General features: G+C 65.2%; 21 protein-coding genes and 1 riboswitch. Of the genes, 10 read left to right on the top strand and 11 right to left on the bottom strand.

Annotated elements, in window-relative coordinates; translation table 11 throughout:
• The first annotated feature begins 63 nt into the window (after nucleotides 1–63).
• The 3 genes from hisS (at nucleotide 64) to ACXJMY_RS32165 (ending at nucleotide 2,472) form a co-directional block, all read left to right on the top strand.
• Nucleotides 64–1,584 carry a histidine--tRNA ligase gene (gene hisS, locus ACXJMY_RS32175; RefSeq protein WP_456623370.1) on the top strand — a complete coding sequence of 507 codons (1,521 nt, stop codon included), beginning with the start codon at nucleotides 64–66 and terminating at the stop codon, nucleotides 1,582–1,584.
• Between the two features lie 55 nt (nucleotides 1,585–1,639).
• A complete protein-coding gene (locus ACXJMY_RS32170) occupies nucleotides 1,640–1,906 on the top strand; it encodes a tautomerase family protein (protein WP_456623369.1) in 267 nt (88 codons plus the stop codon).
• 161 nt (nucleotides 1,907–2,067) lie between these two features.
• On the top strand, nucleotides 2,068–2,472 hold the full coding sequence (locus ACXJMY_RS32165) for a thioesterase family protein (protein ID WP_456623368.1): 405 nt from the start codon (nucleotides 2,068–2,070) through the stop codon (nucleotides 2,470–2,472).
• Between the two features lie 105 nt (nucleotides 2,473–2,577).
• Here ACXJMY_RS32165 and proC read toward each other — a convergent pair whose 3' ends face one another.
• Nucleotides 2,578–3,405 (bottom strand): pyrroline-5-carboxylate reductase, encoded by an 828-nt coding sequence (gene proC / locus ACXJMY_RS32160; protein ID WP_456623367.1) that lies wholly within the window; start codon nucleotides 3,403–3,405, stop codon nucleotides 2,578–2,580.
• A 212-nt stretch (nucleotides 3,406–3,617) separates the two neighbouring features.
• Complete coding sequence (locus ACXJMY_RS32155) at nucleotides 3,618–4,118, bottom strand: YbjN domain-containing protein (protein WP_456623366.1); 501 nt, start codon at nucleotides 4,116–4,118, stop codon at nucleotides 3,618–3,620.
• A gap of 445 nt (nucleotides 4,119–4,563) precedes the next feature.
• Nucleotides 4,564–4,736: riboswitch (FMN riboswitch) on the top strand.
• Between the two features lie 77 nt (nucleotides 4,737–4,813).
• On the opposite strand from ACXJMY_RS32155, the gene ACXJMY_RS32150 reads away from it, so the two are divergent.
• On the top strand, nucleotides 4,814–5,371 hold the full coding sequence (locus ACXJMY_RS32150) for a 6,7-dimethyl-8-ribityllumazine synthase (protein ID WP_456623365.1): 558 nt from the start codon (nucleotides 4,814–4,816) through the stop codon (nucleotides 5,369–5,371).
• A 90-nt stretch (nucleotides 5,372–5,461) separates the two neighbouring features.
• On the opposite strand, the gene ACXJMY_RS32145 is transcribed toward ACXJMY_RS32150, so the two are convergent.
• The 8 genes from ACXJMY_RS32145 to ACXJMY_RS32110 form a co-directional block, all read right to left on the bottom strand.
• On the bottom strand, nucleotides 5,462–6,496 hold the full coding sequence (locus tag ACXJMY_RS32145) for a D-alanine--D-alanine ligase family protein (protein WP_456623364.1): 1,035 nt from the start codon (nucleotides 6,494–6,496) through the stop codon (nucleotides 5,462–5,464).
• Nucleotides 6,493–7,521, bottom strand: coding sequence for a putative zinc-binding metallopeptidase (locus tag ACXJMY_RS32140; protein ID WP_456623363.1), 1,029 nt, complete (start codon nucleotides 7,519–7,521; stop codon nucleotides 6,493–6,495). Before ACXJMY_RS32140 ends, ACXJMY_RS32145 begins: the two co-directional genes overlap by 4 nt.
• Before the next feature lie 174 nt (nucleotides 7,522–7,695).
• Nucleotides 7,696–8,649, bottom strand: coding sequence for a ribose-phosphate pyrophosphokinase (locus ACXJMY_RS32135; RefSeq protein ID WP_456623362.1), 954 nt, complete (start codon nucleotides 8,647–8,649; stop codon nucleotides 7,696–7,698).
• A gap of 193 nt (nucleotides 8,650–8,842) precedes the next feature.
• Nucleotides 8,843–9,457, bottom strand: a complete 615-nt coding sequence (locus ACXJMY_RS32130; protein ID WP_456623361.1) for a hypothetical protein — start codon at nucleotides 9,455–9,457, stop codon at nucleotides 8,843–8,845.
• Nucleotides 9,458–9,622: 165 nt separating this feature from the next.
• Nucleotides 9,623–10,390, bottom strand: a complete 768-nt coding sequence (gene pgeF, locus ACXJMY_RS32125) for a peptidoglycan editing factor PgeF (RefSeq protein ID WP_456623360.1) — start codon at nucleotides 10,388–10,390, stop codon at nucleotides 9,623–9,625.
• Nucleotides 10,387–11,505: a class I SAM-dependent methyltransferase gene (locus tag ACXJMY_RS32120; RefSeq protein ID WP_456623359.1), complete on the bottom strand. Its 1,119-nt coding sequence runs from the start codon at nucleotides 11,503–11,505 to the stop codon at nucleotides 10,387–10,389. The genes pgeF and ACXJMY_RS32120 overlap by 4 nt, the downstream gene beginning before the upstream one ends.
• 21 nt (nucleotides 11,506–11,526) lie before the next feature.
• Nucleotides 11,527–12,372 carry a prolipoprotein diacylglyceryl transferase gene (gene lgt / locus ACXJMY_RS32115; protein ID WP_456623358.1) on the bottom strand — a complete coding sequence of 282 codons (846 nt, stop codon included), beginning with the start codon at nucleotides 12,370–12,372 and terminating at the stop codon, nucleotides 11,527–11,529.
• 15 nt (nucleotides 12,373–12,387) lie between these two features.
• Entirely contained in the window at nucleotides 12,388–13,122 is a 735-nt protein-coding gene (locus tag ACXJMY_RS32110) for a dienelactone hydrolase family protein (protein ID WP_456623357.1), read from the bottom strand.
• A 172-nt stretch (nucleotides 13,123–13,294) separates the two neighbouring features.
• Between ACXJMY_RS32110 and ACXJMY_RS32105 the strand changes: the two genes are divergently transcribed.
• The 4 genes from ACXJMY_RS32105 (at nucleotide 13,295) to ychF (ending at nucleotide 16,435) form a co-directional block, all read left to right on the top strand.
• Nucleotides 13,295–13,546: an accessory factor UbiK family protein gene (locus tag ACXJMY_RS32105; protein WP_456623356.1), complete on the top strand. Its 252-nt coding sequence runs from the start codon at nucleotides 13,295–13,297 to the stop codon at nucleotides 13,544–13,546.
• 251 nt (nucleotides 13,547–13,797) lie between these two features.
• A complete protein-coding gene (locus ACXJMY_RS32100) occupies nucleotides 13,798–14,520 on the top strand; it encodes a 50S ribosomal protein L25/general stress protein Ctc (RefSeq protein WP_456623355.1) in 723 nt (240 codons plus the stop codon).
• A gap of 58 nt (nucleotides 14,521–14,578) precedes the next feature.
• A complete protein-coding gene (gene pth, locus ACXJMY_RS32095) occupies nucleotides 14,579–15,190 on the top strand; it encodes an aminoacyl-tRNA hydrolase (protein WP_456623354.1) in 612 nt (203 codons plus the stop codon).
• 147 nt (nucleotides 15,191–15,337) lie between these two features.
• On the top strand, nucleotides 15,338–16,435 hold the full coding sequence (gene ychF, locus ACXJMY_RS32090) for a redox-regulated ATPase YchF (RefSeq protein ID WP_456623353.1): 1,098 nt from the start codon (nucleotides 15,338–15,340) through the stop codon (nucleotides 16,433–16,435).
• Between the two features lie 94 nt (nucleotides 16,436–16,529).
• Here ychF and ACXJMY_RS32085 read toward each other — a convergent pair whose 3' ends face one another.
• Nucleotides 16,530–16,823, bottom strand: a complete 294-nt coding sequence (locus tag ACXJMY_RS32085; protein ID WP_456623352.1) for a DUF4282 domain-containing protein — start codon at nucleotides 16,821–16,823, stop codon at nucleotides 16,530–16,532.
• A 157-nt stretch (nucleotides 16,824–16,980) separates the two neighbouring features.
• On the opposite strand from ACXJMY_RS32085, the gene ACXJMY_RS32080 reads away from it, so the two are divergent.
• Together ACXJMY_RS32080 and ACXJMY_RS32075 are read left to right on the top strand one after the other, a co-directional pair.
• Nucleotides 16,981–17,433, top strand: a complete 453-nt coding sequence (locus ACXJMY_RS32080) for a MaoC family dehydratase (RefSeq protein WP_456623351.1) — start codon at nucleotides 16,981–16,983, stop codon at nucleotides 17,431–17,433.
• Entirely contained in the window at nucleotides 17,433–17,915 is a 483-nt protein-coding gene (locus tag ACXJMY_RS32075) for a MaoC family dehydratase (RefSeq protein WP_456623350.1), read from the top strand. The genes ACXJMY_RS32080 and ACXJMY_RS32075 overlap by 1 nt, the downstream gene beginning before the upstream one ends.
• The last annotated feature ends 73 nt before the right edge of the window (nucleotides 17,916–17,988 follow it).

Here is a 17,988-nt window from a genome sequence, read left to right as displayed (position 1 = left end):
CGGGGCGAGGTGAAGAGCACTCGCCGGGTTGCCGCTTCGCGCGTCGGCTGGTAAACGCCGCGCATGGCCGAAAAACCCAAAAAACCCCAGAAACTGAAGGCGCGCCTGCCGCGCGGGCTCGAGGATCGCGATCCCGCCGCGATCCGGGCGACGCGCGAGATGGTGGAGAAGATCCGCGCCGTCTACGAGCTCTACGGGTTCGAGCCGGTGGAGACGCCGGCGATGGAATACACCGATGCGCTCGGCAAGTTCCTGCCCGACCAGGACCGCCCGAACGAGGGCGTGTTCTCGTTCCAGGACGACGACGAGCAGTGGATCTCGCTGCGCTACGATCTGACCGCGCCGCTCGCGCGCTATGTCGGCGAGCGCTACGGGACCGACGGTCTGGTCTTGCCTTATCGCAGCTATCGCGTCGGCTATGTCTTCCGCAACGAAAAGCCTGGCCCCGGCCGCTTCCGCCAGTTCATGCAGTTCGATGCCGATACGGTCGGCTCGGCAACGCCGGCGGCGGACGCGGAAATTTGCATGATGGCAGCCGACACGATGGAGGCGCTCGGCATCGCGCGCGGCTCCTATGTCGTGAAGGTCAACAACCGAAAAGTGCTCGACGGCGTCCTCGAAGCCATCGGGCTCGGCGGTGACGAGAACGCGGCACGCAGACTGACTGTGCTGCGCGCAATCGACAAGCTCGACAAGTTTTCCGCCGACGAAGTGCGCAAGCTGCTCGGTCCCGGACGATGGGATGGCGGCGAAGAGGGTAAGGGCGACTTCACGAAAGGCGCCAATTTGAGCGCGGCGGAGGCCGACGTTGTTCTGGCCATCACCAAACCGCGCGACGACTGGAAAGAGGCCATTGCGGCGGCAGAAACCTACCTCGCCAAGAGCGAAGTCGGTCAGGCCGGCGTGAGTGAGCTGGAAGAGATTGCCAAGCTGGTCACAGCGTCGGGTTATGGTGCGGATCGTATCCGCATCGATCCCTCCGTCGTGCGCGGCCTCGAATACTACACCGGTCCCGTCTACGAGGTCGAACTCCTGCTGGAGACCAAGGACGAGAAGGGGCGTCCCGTGCGCTTCGGTTCCGTCGGTGGCGGCGGACGCTACGATGGTCTCGTCTCGCGCTTCCGCGGCGAGCCGGTGCCGGCGACCGGATTTTCGATCGGCGTGTCGCGGCTCCAGGCTGCGCTGACGCTGCTCGGCAAGCTCGACACGCGGCCTGAATTCGGGCCCGTCGTCGTCACCGTGTTCGACCGCGACCGCGTCGCCGACTACCAGAAGATGGTCGCGTCCTTACGTACCGCCGGCATCCGCGCCGAACTCTATCTCGGCAATCCCAAGAACATGGGCAACCAGCTCAAATATGCCGACCGCCGCAACGCGCCCTGCGTCATCATCCAGGGCTCTGACGAAAAGGCGCGCGGCGAGGTGCAGATCAAGGATCTGATCGAGGGCGCGAAGGCGGCGGCTGCGATCGCCTCCAACCAGGAATGGCGCGAGAGCCGCCCGGCGCAGTTCTCGTGCAGCGAAGCCGACCTCGTCGCCAAAGTGCGCGAGGTCTTGGGCCGCCATGACGTAACGTGGGGATAGCCATTCCGGCAGGCCGTCATGCCCGGGCTTGTCCCGGGCATCCACGTCTTGTTTGATGGGAAGGAACGTGGATGGCCGGGACAAGCCCGGCCATGACGAACGCAGCAGGGAGAAGACAATGCCTGAGATCACCGTCAGCATGGCCGTGGGCCGCACCGATGAACAGAAGGCCGGCATGATGCGCGACATCACCCAGGCACTGGTGAAGAATCTCGGCGTCGACGCCGACGCCGTCGTCATCCAGATCAACGAAGCCCCGCTCGCACACAAGATGAAGGGCGGCAAGACCTTCGTGGAGCGCGCGGCGGCGGCGAAGAAATAGCGGCGGCTGTTGCAACAACCACAACCGTCGTCCCGGCGAAGGCCGGGACCCATACCCCCAGGGAGAAGTTGCGGCGCGAGCCGGTAACTCCGAGTCTTCGCCAAACCCTATCCTGTGGTTATGGGTCCCGGCCTTCGCCGGGACGACGTTGGGGAGACACCATGGACGCACGCGACTTCATCACAATCGGCATGAGCGCCGAGCGCACGCTGGTGGTGCCGGCGGAGCGCACGGTCGGGCATTTCGTGCCGGGCATGCCGTTTGTCTATGCGACGCCGATGATGATCCTCGAGATGGAGATGACCGCGGGCGACGCCATCCGCGCCGCGCTCCAGCCCGGCTGGGTCACTGTCGGCACCGAGGTCGACATCCGCCATCTTGCGGCAGCGCGCGTCGGCGCGACGGTGCGGACCACCGCAAAAGTGGTCGCGGTCGAGCGCCGCGTCATCCGCTTCGAGGTCGAGGCGTTCGAGGGCCCGCGCAAGCTCGGCGAAGGCCGCCATGCGCGCGGGCTCGTCAATGTCGAGATGTTCAACAAGCGTTTGGGTGCGGGCCCGACTTCGTAGTGCCGTAGGGTGGGCAAAGGCGCGAAGCGCCGTGCCCACCATCCTTCCTCGATCGCGAAATGAAGTTGGTGGGCACGCTTCGCTTTGCCCACCCTACGCAGTTTGCTACTTCGCCAGCTCCTTCGACCGCGCCGTTGCGGCTGCGATCGCGCGGATCATCAACTCGCGCAGGCCGGGTTCGCCCATCAGCACGCCGAGGGCCGCGGCGGTGGTGCCGCCGGGCGAGGTGACGTTCTGGCGCAGCGTGCTCGCGGCAAGCTCCGATTGGTGCAGCAGCTCGCCGGAACCGGCAACCGTTTCGCGCGCGAGCCTGGTTGCCAGTGCTTCGGGCAATCCCGCTTCGACGCCGGCGCGTGCAAGCTCTTCGGCGAGCAGGAACACATAGGCCGGGCCCGAGCCGGAGACCGCGGTCACCGCATCCATCAGGCTTTCGTCGTCGACCCATTCCACCGAGCCGGTGGCGCGCAGCAGGGCGTCGGCCACCGCACGCTGTCCGGCGCTGACGTTGTTGGCCGCGACGGCCACCGTGATGCCGCGGCCGATCGCGGCCGGCGTGTTCGGCATCGCGCGCACCACGGCGCCGCCGCAGACGTCCTGGAGCGCGGCGATCGTGGTGCCCGCCATGATCGACACCACCGCGGTCTTGTCCGAGACGAACGGCTTCAGCCCGGCGCCGGCTTCGCGGAAATATTGCGGCTTCACCGCGACGACCAGCGTCTCGACCGCGCCGGTGGTCTTCGCATCGGGATTGAGCGCAACGCCCTTTGCGCCAAGCGCGCTGATCTCGGGCGACATGTGCGGATCGATCACCGCGACGCGGCGCGGATCGAGCCCGCCCGAAAGCCATCCGGTCAGCATCGCGCCGCCCATCTTGCCGGCGCCGGCAAGCAGGATGGTGCCGGTGATGTTTTGAAGGGTGTTGTTGCTCGTCATAGCCGTCGCCACAAACTCGGTGTCGTCCCGGCGAAGGCCGGGACCCATAACCACGAGTGGTTTTAGTGGATGGAGGTGTTGGCAACAAGCATCGCGCGATACGGTGAAATCACGCGGTATGGGTCCCGGCCCCCCCGTGCGCAATTGCGCACTAGGCCGGGACGACGATGAGGAGAGCCGCGGCCTCCTCACGACGTTGGGGAGGCGAAATCCTACGCCTCGCCCACCGTGTCGAACATCGCCGCGTCCATCGCTTCCGTCGTGGTCTTGCCCGCCCACACCACGAACTGGAACGCGGGGAAATAGCGCTCGCTGGCGTGGATGGCGCCGGCGAGCATGGCTTCGCATTGCCCGGTCGAGGCGGTGAGGCCGCCCGGCAGCACCAGGGCCTGGCGGTGCATGATCATGCCGGTGTGGGTCCACAGATCGAAATGCCCGACCCACAATTGCTCGTTGATCGCGGCGACGAGTCGCTGGACCTCGGGTCGGCGCGCGACCGGAATCTTCATGTCGAACGCGCAGGCCAGATGCAGCGCCTCGATCTCGCCCATCCAGGTGAACGAGAGCTGATAGTCGGTCCACTGTCCCTTGGAGACGATGGTGAGCTCGTCCTCGCCGGAGCGTTCGAACGGCCAGTTATTGCTGGCAGCAATATCCTCGACCACCGCGAGCGGATGGTTTCGGGAATCGATTGTGCTTTCGAGCAGGGACATGCCGTCTCGACCTCTTGCCTTTTTGTTGTCGTTGATACGCACGCGGTTGGTCCGGCGCGCGCTCCCTTCATATCGCTAGGGCGATCCCCTCGGAGTCGCTCTCGCGATCCCCTCGGAGTCGCTGTTGCGATCCCCTCGGATCAGCGCGGGCTTGTCGCGGATCAAGTGATGTGATTTGCGGAATCTGCGCAACTGGGTCCCGAGTCCGTCCACAAGTCAGGACTCGTTCGTCCACAGCTCATCTCCGCCACAATTATTAACGAGAAGAACAAATCGGAATCGGACTTGCTGACCTCGCCCAATCGTTAATTCCGCCCGGCGAGGGCCGGACCGCCAAGAGGACCTCCAAGTCGGCATGGGACCATGCGGATTCCCCATGCGGAACACGCTTGCTGCGGCCGCTCACCGGCGTCATATTTCCGTCAGGCCGTTCATTCCGAACGGCCGATGTTCTCAGGGCGGGGTGAAAGTCCCCACCGGCGGTAAGGGCCGAAAGGCCTAAGCCCGCGAGCGCCTTCCCCAAGGGCTTTCCTGAAAAGGAGTTCCCGAAGGGAAGGGTCAGCAGATTCGGTGCAACTCCGAAGCCGACGGTTAAAGTCCGGATGAAAGAGAACGGTCGGTGGCAGACGCATCGCAGGATGCGGCTGCTTGTCGTTCCGTGTGCCCTGATTCTGGTCCTTAGAAAGAGGAAAGCCATGAATCAGATGTTGCAAGATCCCCAAGCCGAGACTTCGGAAGTCACCCAACCGCCGGTTCCACAGGATCCGGCGACCGAGCATCCGCGCTTCGCAAAACCGCAGCGGGTGGCCTTCGTGCAGGCCTGCTGGCACCGCGACGTCGTCGAGGAGGCCCGCATCGCCTTCGTCAAGGAGGCGGAGCGGCGCCACCTCACCCATGTCGACGTGTTCGAGGTGCCGGGCTCGTTCGAGATCCCGCTGCATGCGCAGATCCTCGCCAAGACCCGGCGCTACACCGCGATCGTCGCGGCGGGCCTCGTCGTCGACGGTGGCATCTACCGCCACGAGTTCGTTGCCGACACCGTGATCAAGGCGCTGATGGACGTGCAGCTGCGCACCGAGGTGCCGGTGTTCTCCGCGGTGCTGACGCCGCAGCAATTCCACGAGACCGAGGTGCACTACGATTTCTTCCGCCGGCACTTCGCCATCAAGGGCGTCGAGGTCGCGGAAGCCTGTGCCAACACGCTGCTCGGGCTCGAGCGCCTGCGCGGCCAGGTCGCGGCGGGGATCGTCTAACCCAGCGCAACGACCATCACCCCTCATCCCTGGGCGCGCGTAGCGCGTCTCGAAGGATGAGGGGGTACTCTACGATCGCTGGGCCTTGCATCACCCCAGCGACACGCCCGCCTTGGCCCGGCTTATTCCGAGAGCCAGGATGCGCTGCAGGAGATCCGGATATTTGAGCCCGGCATGTTGAGCCGCCGTGGCGAACTCCTGGCTCTTGGCGATCTCGGGATTGGGATTGGCTTCGATGAAATACGGCGTGCCGTCGGCGGCGAGACGAAAATCGATACGCGCGTAGCCGTCGAGGCCAAGTGCCCGGTAGATGCGCTTCGCGGCGCGCTGGATGCGTGCGGTGACTTCGGGCGCGAGGTCCTTCGCCGGCCCGTCGACGATGCCGACCTTCTCCTGATAGTCGGTGTCGTGCTTGGCTTTCTCCGTGGCGATGTGCCGTGATCTGCGCCCGCCCATGCTGCCGAATTTCAGCTCCCAGACCGGCAGGACGCGCAGCCGGTTGTTGCCGATCACGCCGACATAAAGCTCGCGCCCCTCGATGAACTGCTCGGCGATCGCGGCGGATTCGACCCGCTCGTGGATGAAGGCGACCCGTTCCGCGAGCTTCTCGTCGGTATCGACGATTGATGCCTGCGAGATGCCGAAGGACCCGTCCATGTTCAGGCTCTTGACGATCAGCGGCAGCGCAAGGCGGGTCGGGCGTTTCACCTTGCGGCGCATCGGGAAGACGGCGAAGGCCGGCGCCGCGATCCGGCGGTAATGTACCAGCGTCTTGGACAAATCCTTGCCGCGCGCCAGGATCAGGCCGCGCGGATTGCACCCGGTATAAGGGACCCTCATCAGCTCGAGATAGCTGGCGATGTGCTGGTCGTAGGCGACGTTGTTGTGGAATTCCTCCAGCAACGTGAAAACCACGTGCGGCTTGAACTCTTCGATCGCCTCGCGCACCGGCTTGATTTCGTCCTGCGCGCCGAGGGCGCGAACCTCGTGGCCGGCCGCGCGCAAGGTGCTCACCACGTCGTATTCCGTTTTCCACGCGTTGATTTCCTGCGCGGTGTATCCCTCGCTTGAGTCCGGAGGCATGAAGTCCGGATGCATCAGGACCAGAATGCGCAAGCGTCTCATAGCGCGATCCATTTGCGCCGAGACGGGCCAAACAGCGCGTGCATCGTCTTGGCGGTCACGAGGACGGTGAAATCGAGAACGAGCTTTTGTTCGGGGCCGACGGCGCGCAGATCGAGCTCACGGCAGCGGGAGATCATGTCGTCGAGCACGACATCGAGCGTGAGCTGGTTCTCGCCCGTCCACCGCGCGACCAATTGCCTGATCTGGGCGCGGTGCCGCCTGATCAGGCTCGAAGCCGGCTTTGACCGATAATGCCGCGGATCGGCGGAGAAGAGCCTCGAGAGGTCGCGGTCGTAGGTCTTCGGCGGCGTGAAGGCGTAGAACGCCTGCTTCTTCTTGTAGTGGTCTTCGAGGGTCTGGCCGAGCTTGCTCAACGGATCGACACGCTCTCGTGTCGTGATAAGCGGCCGCTTTCCCGCAATCTCGCCCATCAGCTCGTCGACATATTCGAGCTTCTTCAGTGCCGGCCAGCCGGCATATCGTGTCCGCCAGTTCGAACGCGGCCGCAGCCACACCGCAAAGGTCTCGGCGAAGTCTTCGTCAGGATGGCTCTGCGCGTACCAGAGCCGAAGATGCTGGACATAGCGCCGGCTCGCCGGATTGGGCCGGTAGTAGCGCGGATAGTGCTTCGACGAAGGGCCGAACAGCTGCTGCCAGCGCCGGCGGCGCTGCAGCTGATAGCCGTGCTGGATGGCATGGCCCGCCTCGTGACGGAGGATGGCCATGCACTCGCGCCAGGTTCCGCCCTCGACGTCGAACATCATCTTCTTCTCGAGCTTCATCAGGCGGGGATGGGCGAGATAGAAGGGGATGGCGATGCCCGGCACATCGCCCGGACTGAACCATTCGCTCGAGATCCATGTGTGCGGCCGCAGGCGGATGCCCCGCTCTTCGAGCTCCTCGTGGAGCGTGCCGACGCAATCCTCGAGCCAGGTGCCTTCGACCGTAACCCTCAGGCTAGAGAGACGCTGCCCGAGCAGTTCGGCATCCGACAGCTTCTCCCAGGCAAATTTCCGGCGTGGCATCAGGCATCCAGAGGGCAGAGATGACTCGGCGACCGGATGATGTCATGGGCCGCAATTGGCAACAACCCGTGGGGGCGGGCGCGGTGTGCCGCGGCGCATCGGACCGTAAGGGTTAGCCCGCGGCCGCGCGCAGCACGGTCCGCAGGGCTAACCCACCCTACGAAGCCAGCTTGTTCAGTCGAACAGGCTCGACACCGACTCTTCCGCGGCGGTGCGCGCGATCGCGTCCGAGATCAGGCTGGCGATCGGCAGCGTGCGGATGTTCGGCGCCTTGGTCACCGCTTCCGTCGGCAGGATCGAGTCCGTGATCACCAGCTCCTTCAGCTTCGAATTCCCGATGCGGGCGGCCGCGCCGCCGGAGAGGACGCCGTGGGTGATGTAGGCGTAGACGTCCTTGGCGCCCTTGGCGATCAGCGCATCGGCTGCGTTCACCAGCGTGCCGCCGGAGTCGACGATGTCGTCGACCAGGATACAGGTGAAGCCGGCGACGTCGCCGATCACGTTCATGACCTCGGACTCGCCCGGACGCTCACGGCGCTTGTCGACGATCGCGAGCGGGGTGTTGATGCGCTTGGCGAGGCCGCGCGCGCGGGCCACGCCGCCGACGTCCGGCGAGATCACCATCGTCTTGGAGAGATCGAACTTGTCCTTGATGTCGCGCACCATCAGCGGCGCCGCGTAGAGATTGTCGGTCGGGATGTCGAAGAAGCCCTGGATCTGGCCGGCATGCAGGTCGAGCGTCATGACGCGGTCGACGCCGGCCTGCGTGATCAGATTGGCGACGAGCTTGGCCGAGATCGGCGTGCGCGAACCCGATTTGCGGTCCTGCCGGGCGTAGCCGAAATAGGGCAGCACCGCGGTGATGCGGCGCGCCGACGACCGCCGCAGCGCGTCGGTGATGATCAGCAGTTCCATCAGATGGTCGTTCGCGGGGAACGAGGTCGACTGGATGACGAAGGCATCCGAGCCGCGGACGTTCTCCTGGATCTCGACGAAGATCTCCATGTCGGCGAAGCGCCGCACCACCGCTTTGGTCAGCGGCAGGTCCAGACCCTGCGCGATGGCTTGTGCGAGTGCCGGATTGGAGTTGCCGGCGACAAGCTTGATGGAGCCGTTTTTGGCCGACATGGACGCTTCCTCCCGCGCTTTGCTGGATACGACGTTCAACATCTGGGAATACCCACTCGAAGCACGGTTACGACGGGCGAGGAAATATCAGGCCGAAGGCTGCAATGGCAACCCGGGATGCTACGTTTTCCCTCCGAAATCCTGAGTCGGGCCAACGGTTTGGCGGCAAGTTGGGGCCGTGGTTTAGCGGGGGTTATCGCTCGGCATAGCCGAGCGCCGTGGCCGGCAGGTCCACCGCTTGGGTGGGCGACGGGAGGCTCGCCACCGCCGGTCCCCGCAAGGCGGGAGCGGAGCCAGGGGCATCCGGCGTCCCGTTGATCATGTTGGAAAGTCCGCTGAATCCGGCCTGGGCGATCTTCCGCAGCACCAGATCGTCGGCGGCGCCCCACGGGTCGCGGCCGCCCTTGCCGGAGGTCGGTTCCTCGCCGGAGAGGCGCAACGCCCGCTGCTGGTTGGCGTCATAGACGTCCCAGACCCAGGCGATCACGGTCTTGCCGCGCACCACCTGGGCGGAGAGGTAGCTGCGCACGCGGTAGGCGGCGGTGCCTTCGCGGGAGACCACGGACAGGCTGCGCAGCTTGGATTCGCTGTCGAGCACGCCGACCATGCGGTCGAACACCTGCGGCGGCGGCCCGTCGATGGATTCGAAGGCGACCGTCGCCCCAGAGCCGGCGCTCGGCGCCATCGCATAGGAGTTGGCGGCACCACCGCCGCCGGCGCAGCCGCCAAGCGCGGTCGCCGCCGCCAGCAGCATGACCGCCAGCACGCGCGAAGCCGCGCGGCCCAGGATGAATGACGCGTCCCTCATTATGGAGGGCAGCGATATCGTTAAAACGCATTAACGTCTAGGGCAGGGGCGACATAGATCACCGTCATTCCGGGGCGTTGCGCAAGCATCGAACCCGGAATCTCGAGATTCCGGGTTCTCGCTTCGCGAGCCCCGGAATGACGATTGTTAATGTTGCTCTTGTGTTCACGCTTCGAGCGCGATCGCGTGAATGTGCCGGCCGTAATCCGGCTCCTTGCGATGCACGGAGCGGCGATAGCTGAAGAAGCGCTCGTCGGCATAGGTGTCGAGACCGAGGTCGTCGATCATCAGAATGCCGGCCGCCTCCAGCCGCATCCGGATGAAGCCTGCGAGATCGAACATGGCGTGGCCTTCGCGCACCGACGGAATGAAGAAGACCGCGTTGTCCGCATCCGCCTCGATGAAGCGCGCCACGAACTCGTTGCCGACCTCGTAGCTGTCCTGGCGGATCAGTGGGCCGATCGCCGCGATGATGCCGCTGCGTGTGGCGCCGAGCTTCTCCATCGCCGATATCGTCTGCTCCAGCACGCCGGTCAGCGCGCCCTTCCAGCCGGCATGCGCGCCGCCGATGACGCGCGCGTCGGGATCGACGAACAGCACCGGGCCGCAATCGGCGGTGGAGACACCGAGCGCGATGCCGGGCGTTTTGGTGACCAGCGCATCGCCCTTCGGCCGCGGTCCGCTCGGCCATGGCGTTTCGGCGACGAGCACGTCGGGCGAGTGGATCTGGTGCAGGCTGATGAAGCGCTCCGGCGCGACGCCGACATGCTCCGCCATGCGGCGGCGGTTTTCTGCGACATGGGCCGGATCGTCGTTGGAGCCGAGCCCGCCGTTGAGCGCCGTATAGATGCCGCCGGAGACACCACCTTCGCGGGTGAAGAAGGAATGGCGCAAACCGGGCACCGCCGACAACAGCGACGAAGCAAGAGTCATGAGGCCTCTCCAGCCTGTTCGAGATCGCTGAGGCCGGCCATTCCGGTCAGCCGCGGTTCGGAGATGCCGATCACCTTGAACATCGAGCCCATGCCGCTGCGCCCGGTATCGGTCAGGCGCTTCAGCGCCACCGAGATGTCGGTGGCGACCTCGGGCGTCGCCTTCTGCATCAGCGCGGCCGCGCGGGTGTCGATGCCGATGCGCTTGAGGAAATCGCCCTGCGTGACCGGACCGTGCACGCGGGCGCCCACATCCTCCGCCGCGCGCGTCAGCGCCTGGAAGTCGACATGGGCGGTGACATCGGCCTGGCCCGGCGCCTTCAGCGGATCGGCGAAGGTGTGGCGCGCGATCGCCTGGAATGTGTCGCCGGCATCGCTGCGCAGATGGCCGTAATCGATGATCAGCGCCGCGCCGTCCTGGTCGCGCACGCGCGTGGCAAGCTTCATGATCTCGGAATCGGGCCGCCATTCGAACACGGCCCCGACCGGCGCCGCGCGCACCAGAGGCGGCAGCAGCACCTCGAAGCGCGGCGTCGGCTCGGAAGCCGCGCCGAACTCGAGCTTGCCGTTGGGATCGACCTCGATCACGCGCTCGTGCCAGCCGTTCTCGCGCCTGACCATCTGGTGGATCGGCAGCACGTCGAAATATTCGTTGGCGAGGATGATGCTCGGGCCTTCCGGCACCTCGTCGATGCTGTCGTGCCAGGCGATGTTGCGCACGCCCGACAGCGTGGCGTTCTGCCGCTCGCGCAGCACCGGATTGACCTCGACCATGTGGATATGAAGCGCCTGGTAGAGCGGCGGCAGCACGCGCAATGCGCGCAGCGCATCCGACATCATGGTGCCGCGGCCGGGGCCGAGCTCGATCAGCCGCAGGAACTGCGGCGAGCCCATCTGCTTCCATACCGACGCGGTCCACAGGCCGAGCAGCTCGCCGAACATCTGGCTGACCTCGGGCGCGGTGGTGAAGTCGCCCTCACGGCCCAGGGGATCGCGCGAGACGTAATAGCCATAGCGCGGATGCATCAGGCACAGCTCCATGTACCGCCAGACCGGCATGGGGCCCGAGGATTTGATCAGCGCCTTGATCTCGTTCAACAGCGGCGAGTCGGTCACGGCCTGCCTTCTCGAAATGAATTAACGAACAGCCTCGACGGGCTTCGGCGCACCGCGCCGCATTGCCAATACAATAAGTACGAGGCCTACAATAAGCATCGGGATCGACAACAGCATGCCCATGGTTAATCCGCCCCAGAGGAAGCCGAGCTGGACGTCCGGCTCGCGGAAATGCTCGCCGATGATCCGGGTCAGGCCGTAGATCAGGATGAAGCTGCCGAGGATCAGTCCCGGCCGCTTCAAGGCACCGAGGCGGATCATCACCGCCAGCACCGTGAACAGCACGATGCCCTCCATGCCGGCTTCGTAAAGCTGGCTCGGATGGCGCGGCAGCTGCGTCGGATCGTTGGGGAAGATCATCGCCCAGGGCAGCTCCGGATCGGTGGCGCGGCCCCACAATTCGCCGTTGATGAAATTGGCGATCCGTCCCAGCAGGAGCCCGATCGGCCCGACCGCCGTGGTGATGTCACCGAGCGACAGGATCGGGATGCCGTTGCGGCGGGCAAACCACATCACCGCGACGACGCAGCCGAGGAAGCCGCCATGGAACGACATGCCGCCTTCCCACAATTTGAAGATCGCGGCGGGGTGCTCGATGAAGAAGGGCAGGTTGTAGAACAGCACATAGCCGCTGCGGCCGCCCAGGATGATGCCGAGCGTGACCCAGAGGATGAAATCGTCGATCTGGAGCAGCGAGATCGGCGCAGGCCCGCCCCACAGGCGCTCGTTCTTCAAAAGCGATCGGGCATAGAGCCAGCCGAGCACGATGCCGCCGATATAGGCGAGCGCGTACCAGCGAATGGCGAACGGCCCGATCTCGATCGCGATCGGCTTGAAGGCGGGAAAGTCGATGAGCAGGAAGAGCATTGCGCCTTCGAAAGGTTAGACGAGATTGCGGCGATAGAGTGCGAGCAGCCGCTCCCAGTGCCGCTCGGCGGCGTCGCGGTCATAGACCGGGCGCTTGGGGAAGGCGAAGCCGTGATGGGTGCCGGGATAGATCTCGACCTCGGCCTTGGTGGCGCCGCTCATGCCCTGCTTGACCTTCTCGATGATCTCGGCCGGAGCATAGATGTCGGTCTCGGCACAGGCGAAATAGAGCTCGGCCCTGGTCTTGCCGGCGGCGAGATGCGCGCTGTCGTCCTGGTCGGTCGCAAGCTGCGTGCCGTAGACCGAGGCGGCGGCCTTGACGCTGTCGGGAAAATGCGTGGCGGCATTGATGGCGTAGCGGCCGCTCATGCAGTAGCCGACCGTGCCGATCAGCTTGGTGTTCGCGGCCGCCTGGCCCTCGGCATAGGTGAGCAGCGCCCTGGTATCGTCCATGATCATGGGAATGCTGAGCGAGGCCATGAACTGGAACATGCGCTTGCGCTCCGGCGCGTTCGGATCGGCCGGCAGCGCCCCGAGCTCCATCACGCCGCAGCGGTAATACAGGTTCGGCAGCATCACGTAATAGCCCGACGTCGCGAGCCGGCGCGCCATGTCACGCAGCTCCTCGCGGATCGCGGGCGCATCCATGTAGAACAGGATCACCGGGAACGGGCCGCCGCGCTCGGGATGGGTGATGAAGGTTGCGGTGTGGCCGTCCTTGGTGGGGATTGCGATCTGCTGGTCGATCATGTGTTGCGTTCCGCCTTGTGATTCTTGTTATGCCGGGACGTTGAATACGATTGCAAGGAAACCGGGGCATGACAAGGATACCGCCGCGCGGCCCTTGAACCGGCCTGCTCGGATTGCCATTGTGTTTCCGAGAGTTCGCGCAAAGTTTATCGAAGGCCGCCAGGAGACCGAAATGACCCAGACCAGCAACCGGTTTTTCGACGAGATCGGCCGCCTGATGAACGATGCCGCCGGCGCCGCCCAGGGCGTCAAGCGCGAGTTCGACACCGTGTTGCGCACCCAGGCCGAAAAATTCCTGCGCGACATGGATCTGGTCAAGCGCGAGGAGTTCGAGGCGGTCAAGGACATGGCGCGCCTGGCGCGTGAGGAGAACGAGGCGCTGAAGACGCGGATTGCGGCGCTGGAGGCGAAGCTCGGCGGGTAACGACGGTCCCGTAGCCCGGATCGAGCGCAGCGCAATCCGGGGTGGTTCCGCTGGCACTGAACCCGGATTACGCTGCGCTCCATCCGGGCTACCCGTTCCCGCCCGGCCGCCCATTCTCCTTGTCATTTCCGCATCTTCCGGGTAAAAGCCCGCCAAGTTCGCGGCCCCCGCACCCCTGGAGGCTTGCTGTGAACTGCACCATGGGCCGCCTTGCGGCCCATTAACTTTTGCAAAAACAAGGACTTACGACTATGGCGACCGTCAAGGAATTGAAGGCGACCGCACGTCCGAAGAGCGGCAAGGGGGCCGCCCGGGCTGAGCGTCGCGCCGGGAGAGTGCCCGGAGTGATCTATGGCAACAACCAGCCCCCGCTGACGATCTCGATTGCAGATCGTGAACTGCGCCAGCGCATCCTCGCCGGCCGGTTCCTGACCACGCTGGTGGACATCGATCTCGAGGGCAAGAAGCACCGCGTGATTCCGCGCGACTTCCACCTCGATCCGGTCAAGGATTTCCCGATCCATGTCGACTTCATGCGCCTGGGCGAAGGCGCCACCATCCGCATCAGCGTGCCCCTGCACATCGTGAAGGCGGAAACCTCCCCGGGCGTGAAGCGCGGCGGCACCGTCAACATCGTCGCCCACGCGATCGACCTCGAGTGCTCGGTCGAGAACATCCCGCAGTTCCTCGAGGCCGACGTCGGCGCGCTCGAAATCGGTTACTCGCTGCATCTGTCGGACATCAAGCTGCCGGCTGGCGTGAAGGCGATGACGCGCGAGGACGCGACCCTCGTCACCATCGTGCCGCCGTCCGGCTACGCCGAAGAGCAGAAGGCGGCGGCTGCGGCCGCGGCCGGTGGTGCGGCTCCGGCTGCGGGCGCTGCTGCTCCGGCGGCTGGTGCGGCTCCGGCTGCTGGTGCTGCTGCTCCTGCGGCGGCTGCCAAGGCTCCCGCCGGCGGCGACAAGAAGAAGTAATCTCTCACAGCCGGCGCGCGGTCCCTGACCGCGCGCCGAGCGAGGGGCGCGCCGCGTCATGCGACTCTTTGTTGGGCTCGGCAATCCCGGCGCGAAATACGCACGTAATCGGCACAATATCGGCTTCATGGCCGTCGACGAGATTGCGCGGCGTCATGGTTTTGCACCATGGCGCCGCAGGTTTCAGGGCGAGACCTCGGAAGGCGCGCTCGGCACCGAGCGCGTCATCCTGCTCAAGCCGACGACCTATATGAACGATTCCGGCCGCAGCGTTCAGGAGGCGGCAGGCTTCTTCAAGATCGCGCCCGGCGACGTCACCGTGTTCCATGACGAGCTCGAACTGCCGCCGGGCAAGGTGCGTGTGAAGATCGGCGGCGGCATCGCCGGCCATAACGGCCTGCGCTCGATCTCCGCGCATATCGGCAACGAGTACCGCCGGGTGCGGCTCGGCATCGGTCATCCCGGCGTCAAGGAAATGGTGCACGGCCATGTGCTGTCGGACTTCGCCAAGGCCGACAACGAATGGGTGGCGACGCTGTGCGACGAGGTCGCCGAGCACGCCGCACTGCTGGCCAAGGGCACCGACGCGACCTTCGCCAACAGGGTGCATCTCGCCATGCAGGCGAAGGGATTTTTGACCAAGGACGAGAACGGCGAGAAATCGAACTGATCTCTCTCCGTCATGGCCGGGCTTGACCCGGCCATCCATCGCTTCGACGAGGATGAATGCGTAGGGTGGGTTAGCCGAAGGCGTAACCCACCATGTCACAAGGAAATTGGTGGGTTACGCTTCGCTAACCCACCCTACGAGGACACGATGGGATTCAAATGCGGGATTGTCGGGTTGCCCAATGTCGGCAAGTCGACCTTGTTCAATGCGCTGACAGAAACGGCCGCGGCGCAAGCCGCGAACTATCCGTTCTGCACCATCGAGCCGAATGTCGGCGAGGTCGCGGTGCCGGATCCGCGGCTGGAGAAGCTCACGGCGATCGCCAAATCGGCGCAGATCATCCCGACCCGGCTGACCTTCGTCGACATCGCGGGCCTCGTGCGCGGCGCCTCCAAGGGTGAGGGTCTCGGCAACCAGTTCCTCGCCAACATCCGCGAGGTCGATGCCATCGTGCATGTCGTGCGCTGCTTCGAAGACTCCGACATCACCCATGTCGAGGGCAAGATCGCGCCGCTCGCCGACATCGAGACCATCGAGACCGAACTGATGCTCGCCGACCTCGACAGCCTCGAGAAGCGCGTCGACAACCTCACGAAGAAGGCCAAGGGCAACGACAAGGACGCCAAGGAGCAGCTCGACCTCGTCAACCGCACGCTGGTTCTGCTCCGCGAGGGCAAGCCCGCGCGCCTCGTCGAGCGCAAGGCCGAGGAGGAGCGCACCTTCGGGATGCTCGGCCTGCTGTCGTCGAAGCCCGTGCTCTATGTCTGCAACGTCGAGGAAGGCTCGGCCGCCACCGGCAACGCCTTCTCCAGGGCCGTCGAGGAGCAGGCGGCGAAAGAAGGCGCGGTTGCCGTCGTCATCTCGGCCAAGATCGAATCCGAGATCGCGACGATCTCGCGTGAGGAGCGCACCGACTTCCTGGAGACGCTCGGCCTCGAAGAGGCCGGCCTCGATCGCCTGATCCGTGCCGGCTACCGGCTGCTCGAACTCATCACCTATTTCACGGTGGGGCCGAAGGAAGCGCGTGCCTGGACCATCCATCGCGGCACCAAGGCGCCGGGCGCGGCCGGTGTGATCCACACCGATTTCGAGAAGGGTTTTATCCGCGCCGAGACCATTGCCTATGACGACTACGTCGCGCTGAACGGCGAAGCCGGCGCCCGCGACGCCGGCAAGCTGCGGCTCGAAGGCAAGGAGTACACCGTCGCCGACGGCGACGTGATGCATTTCCGGTTTAATACGTAAGCTCCACACACCGTCATTCCGGGATGGTCCGAAGGACCAGACCCGGAATCTCGAGATTCCGGGTTCGCGCTTTGCGCGCCCCGGAATGACGCCGTTACCGCGCCCCGCCCTGGTCCCGGATCGCGCCGAGATGCTCGTTGATGCGGAAGATGATCAGGATCAGTTCGGCGGCGATGCGCGAGAACACGATGCCGACGACGACGCCGGCGATAGACTCCAGCACCACCAGGAAGCCGCCGAACGGGCTGATCGCCATCGTGGTCAGGCCTGCGAAGATGCCGGAGAGTCCGAACAGGCAGATCACGCCGATTACCAGCCAGTAGAAGGTCTTGATGATCGTCGGCGTGATGAAGCGGTCCCACTGAAACAGATCGCTGAATGAAAACATTGCTCTCCCCCGGGCAAATCGGGCCTCCAGCCACGTCAATCGACTTGAGGCAGGTCCGGCCCGACTCGTCGAATGTAGCACGAGCCATGCGGGCCGGCGGGTTGAGATTGCCGCAAAGTGCGGCCACAATCTGTCATTCCCGCAAAGCTATCCCAAGATGACCCTGACCTTCGAAGATTTCCCACCCGGCCGGTTCGGAACGTTCGGCCCGCGCCATGTCAGCCGCGACGAGATTTTGGCTTTCGCCGCCGAGTTCGATCCGCAGCCGATGCACCTGGACGAAGCGGCGGCGGCCAAGAGCATGCTGCGCGGCCTGTCCGGCTCGGGCTGGCATCTCTGTTCGCTGATGATGCGGATGATGGCCGACGGCTTTATTGCCCGCGCCGCATCGCTGGGGTCTCCCGGCGTCGATGAGGTGCGCTGGCTGTCGCCGCTCAGGCCCGGCGACGACCTCATGCTCGACGTCGACGTCATGGAGGCGCGCAGCTCGAAGAGCCGGCCCGAGCTCGGCATCGTCAAGTTCAAATGCACCGTGCGCAACGCCACGGGCGAGGCGCTGTGCGAGATGACCTCGCCGATCCTGATCAAGCGGCGCGAGGGGGCGGTCTGATGCGGTTCTTCGAGGAGATCGAGATCGGCCATCGCCGCGAGATCGGCGCCTACATTTTCACGGCCGAGTCCATCAAGACGTTCGCCGCGAAATTCGATCCGCAGCGTTTTCACCTCGACGAGGAGGAGGGCAAGAACTCGCTGTTCGGCGGGCTCGCCGCCTCGGGCTGGCATGTCGGCTCGGCCTGCATGAGTCTGCTTGTCGCGGATGGCCAGCGTCTGGCGCGTGAGGCCGCTTCGCGCGGCGAGGAGGTCGCGGTGTGGGGGCCATCGCCGGGCTTTCGCGACCTGCGCTGGCTCAAGCCGGTGCTCGCCGGCGACAGCGTCAGCTTCGTCAACGAGGTCGTCGACAAGCGCACCTCCGGCTCGCGCCCCGGCTGGGGCATCTTGACGGCCCGCACCACCGGCACCAACCAGCGCGGCGAGCAGGTCTATTCCATCACCGCCACCGCGTTCGTGCCGATGCGAGCGAAGGGCGCGTAATTTAGAATCTATCGAGGCGGCCGCTCTGTCTTAACCTCTCCCCGCTTGCGGGGAGAGGTCGAATTCGATCGCA

The sequence above is a fragment of the Bradyrhizobium sp. P5_C12 genome (genome assembly GCF_054049735.1).
The sequence above is the reverse complement of the archived record's forward strand: the minus strand, read 5'-3'. Positions and strand labels throughout refer to the sequence as shown.

What these genes read in the sequence shown, in the direction of transcription:
- hisS (WP_456623370.1), top strand. Translation starts at nt 64, where the DNA reads ATGGCCGAAAAACCCAAAAAACCCCAGAAACTGAAGGCGCGCCTGCCG.
- ACXJMY_RS32170 (WP_456623369.1), top strand. Translation starts at nt 1,640, where the DNA reads ATGGGAAGGAACGTGGATGGCCGGGACAAGCCCGGCCATGACGAACGC.
- ACXJMY_RS32165 (WP_456623368.1), top strand. Translation starts at nt 2,068, where the DNA reads ATGGACGCACGCGACTTCATCACAATCGGCATGAGCGCCGAGCGCACG.
- proC (WP_456623367.1), bottom strand. Translation starts at nt 3,405, where the DNA reads ATGACGAGCAACAACACCCTTCAAAACATCACCGGCACCATCCTGCTT.
- ACXJMY_RS32155 (WP_456623366.1), bottom strand. Translation starts at nt 4,118, where the DNA reads ATGTCCCTGCTCGAAAGCACAATCGATTCCCGAAACCATCCGCTCGCG.
- ACXJMY_RS32150 (WP_456623365.1), top strand. Translation starts at nt 4,814, where the DNA reads ATGAATCAGATGTTGCAAGATCCCCAAGCCGAGACTTCGGAAGTCACC.
- ACXJMY_RS32145 (WP_456623364.1), bottom strand. Translation starts at nt 6,496, where the DNA reads ATGAGACGCTTGCGCATTCTGGTCCTGATGCATCCGGACTTCATGCCT.
- ACXJMY_RS32140 (WP_456623363.1), bottom strand. Translation starts at nt 7,521, where the DNA reads ATGCCACGCCGGAAATTTGCCTGGGAGAAGCTGTCGGATGCCGAACTG.
- ACXJMY_RS32135 (WP_456623362.1), bottom strand. Translation starts at nt 8,649, where the DNA reads ATGTCGGCCAAAAACGGCTCCATCAAGCTTGTCGCCGGCAACTCCAAT.
- ACXJMY_RS32130 (WP_456623361.1), bottom strand. Translation starts at nt 9,457, where the DNA reads ATGAGGGACGCGTCATTCATCCTGGGCCGCGCGGCTTCGCGCGTGCTG.
- pgeF (WP_456623360.1), bottom strand. Translation starts at nt 10,390, where the DNA reads ATGACTCTTGCTTCGTCGCTGTTGTCGGCGGTGCCCGGTTTGCGCCAT.
- lgt (WP_456623358.1), bottom strand. Translation starts at nt 12,372, where the DNA reads ATGCTCTTCCTGCTCATCGACTTTCCCGCCTTCAAGCCGATCGCGATC.
- ACXJMY_RS32110 (WP_456623357.1), bottom strand. Translation starts at nt 13,122, where the DNA reads ATGATCGACCAGCAGATCGCAATCCCCACCAAGGACGGCCACACCGCA.
- ACXJMY_RS32105 (WP_456623356.1), top strand. Translation starts at nt 13,295, where the DNA reads ATGACCCAGACCAGCAACCGGTTTTTCGACGAGATCGGCCGCCTGATG.
- ACXJMY_RS32100 (WP_456623355.1), top strand. Translation starts at nt 13,798, where the DNA reads ATGGCGACCGTCAAGGAATTGAAGGCGACCGCACGTCCGAAGAGCGGC.
- pth (WP_456623354.1), top strand. Translation starts at nt 14,579, where the DNA reads ATGCGACTCTTTGTTGGGCTCGGCAATCCCGGCGCGAAATACGCACGT.
- ychF (WP_456623353.1), top strand. Translation starts at nt 15,338, where the DNA reads ATGGGATTCAAATGCGGGATTGTCGGGTTGCCCAATGTCGGCAAGTCG.
- ACXJMY_RS32085 (WP_456623352.1), bottom strand. Translation starts at nt 16,823, where the DNA reads ATGTTTTCATTCAGCGATCTGTTTCAGTGGGACCGCTTCATCACGCCG.
- ACXJMY_RS32080 (WP_456623351.1), top strand. Translation starts at nt 16,981, where the DNA reads ATGACCCTGACCTTCGAAGATTTCCCACCCGGCCGGTTCGGAACGTTC.
- ACXJMY_RS32075 (WP_456623350.1), top strand. Translation starts at nt 17,433, where the DNA reads ATGCGGTTCTTCGAGGAGATCGAGATCGGCCATCGCCGCGAGATCGGC.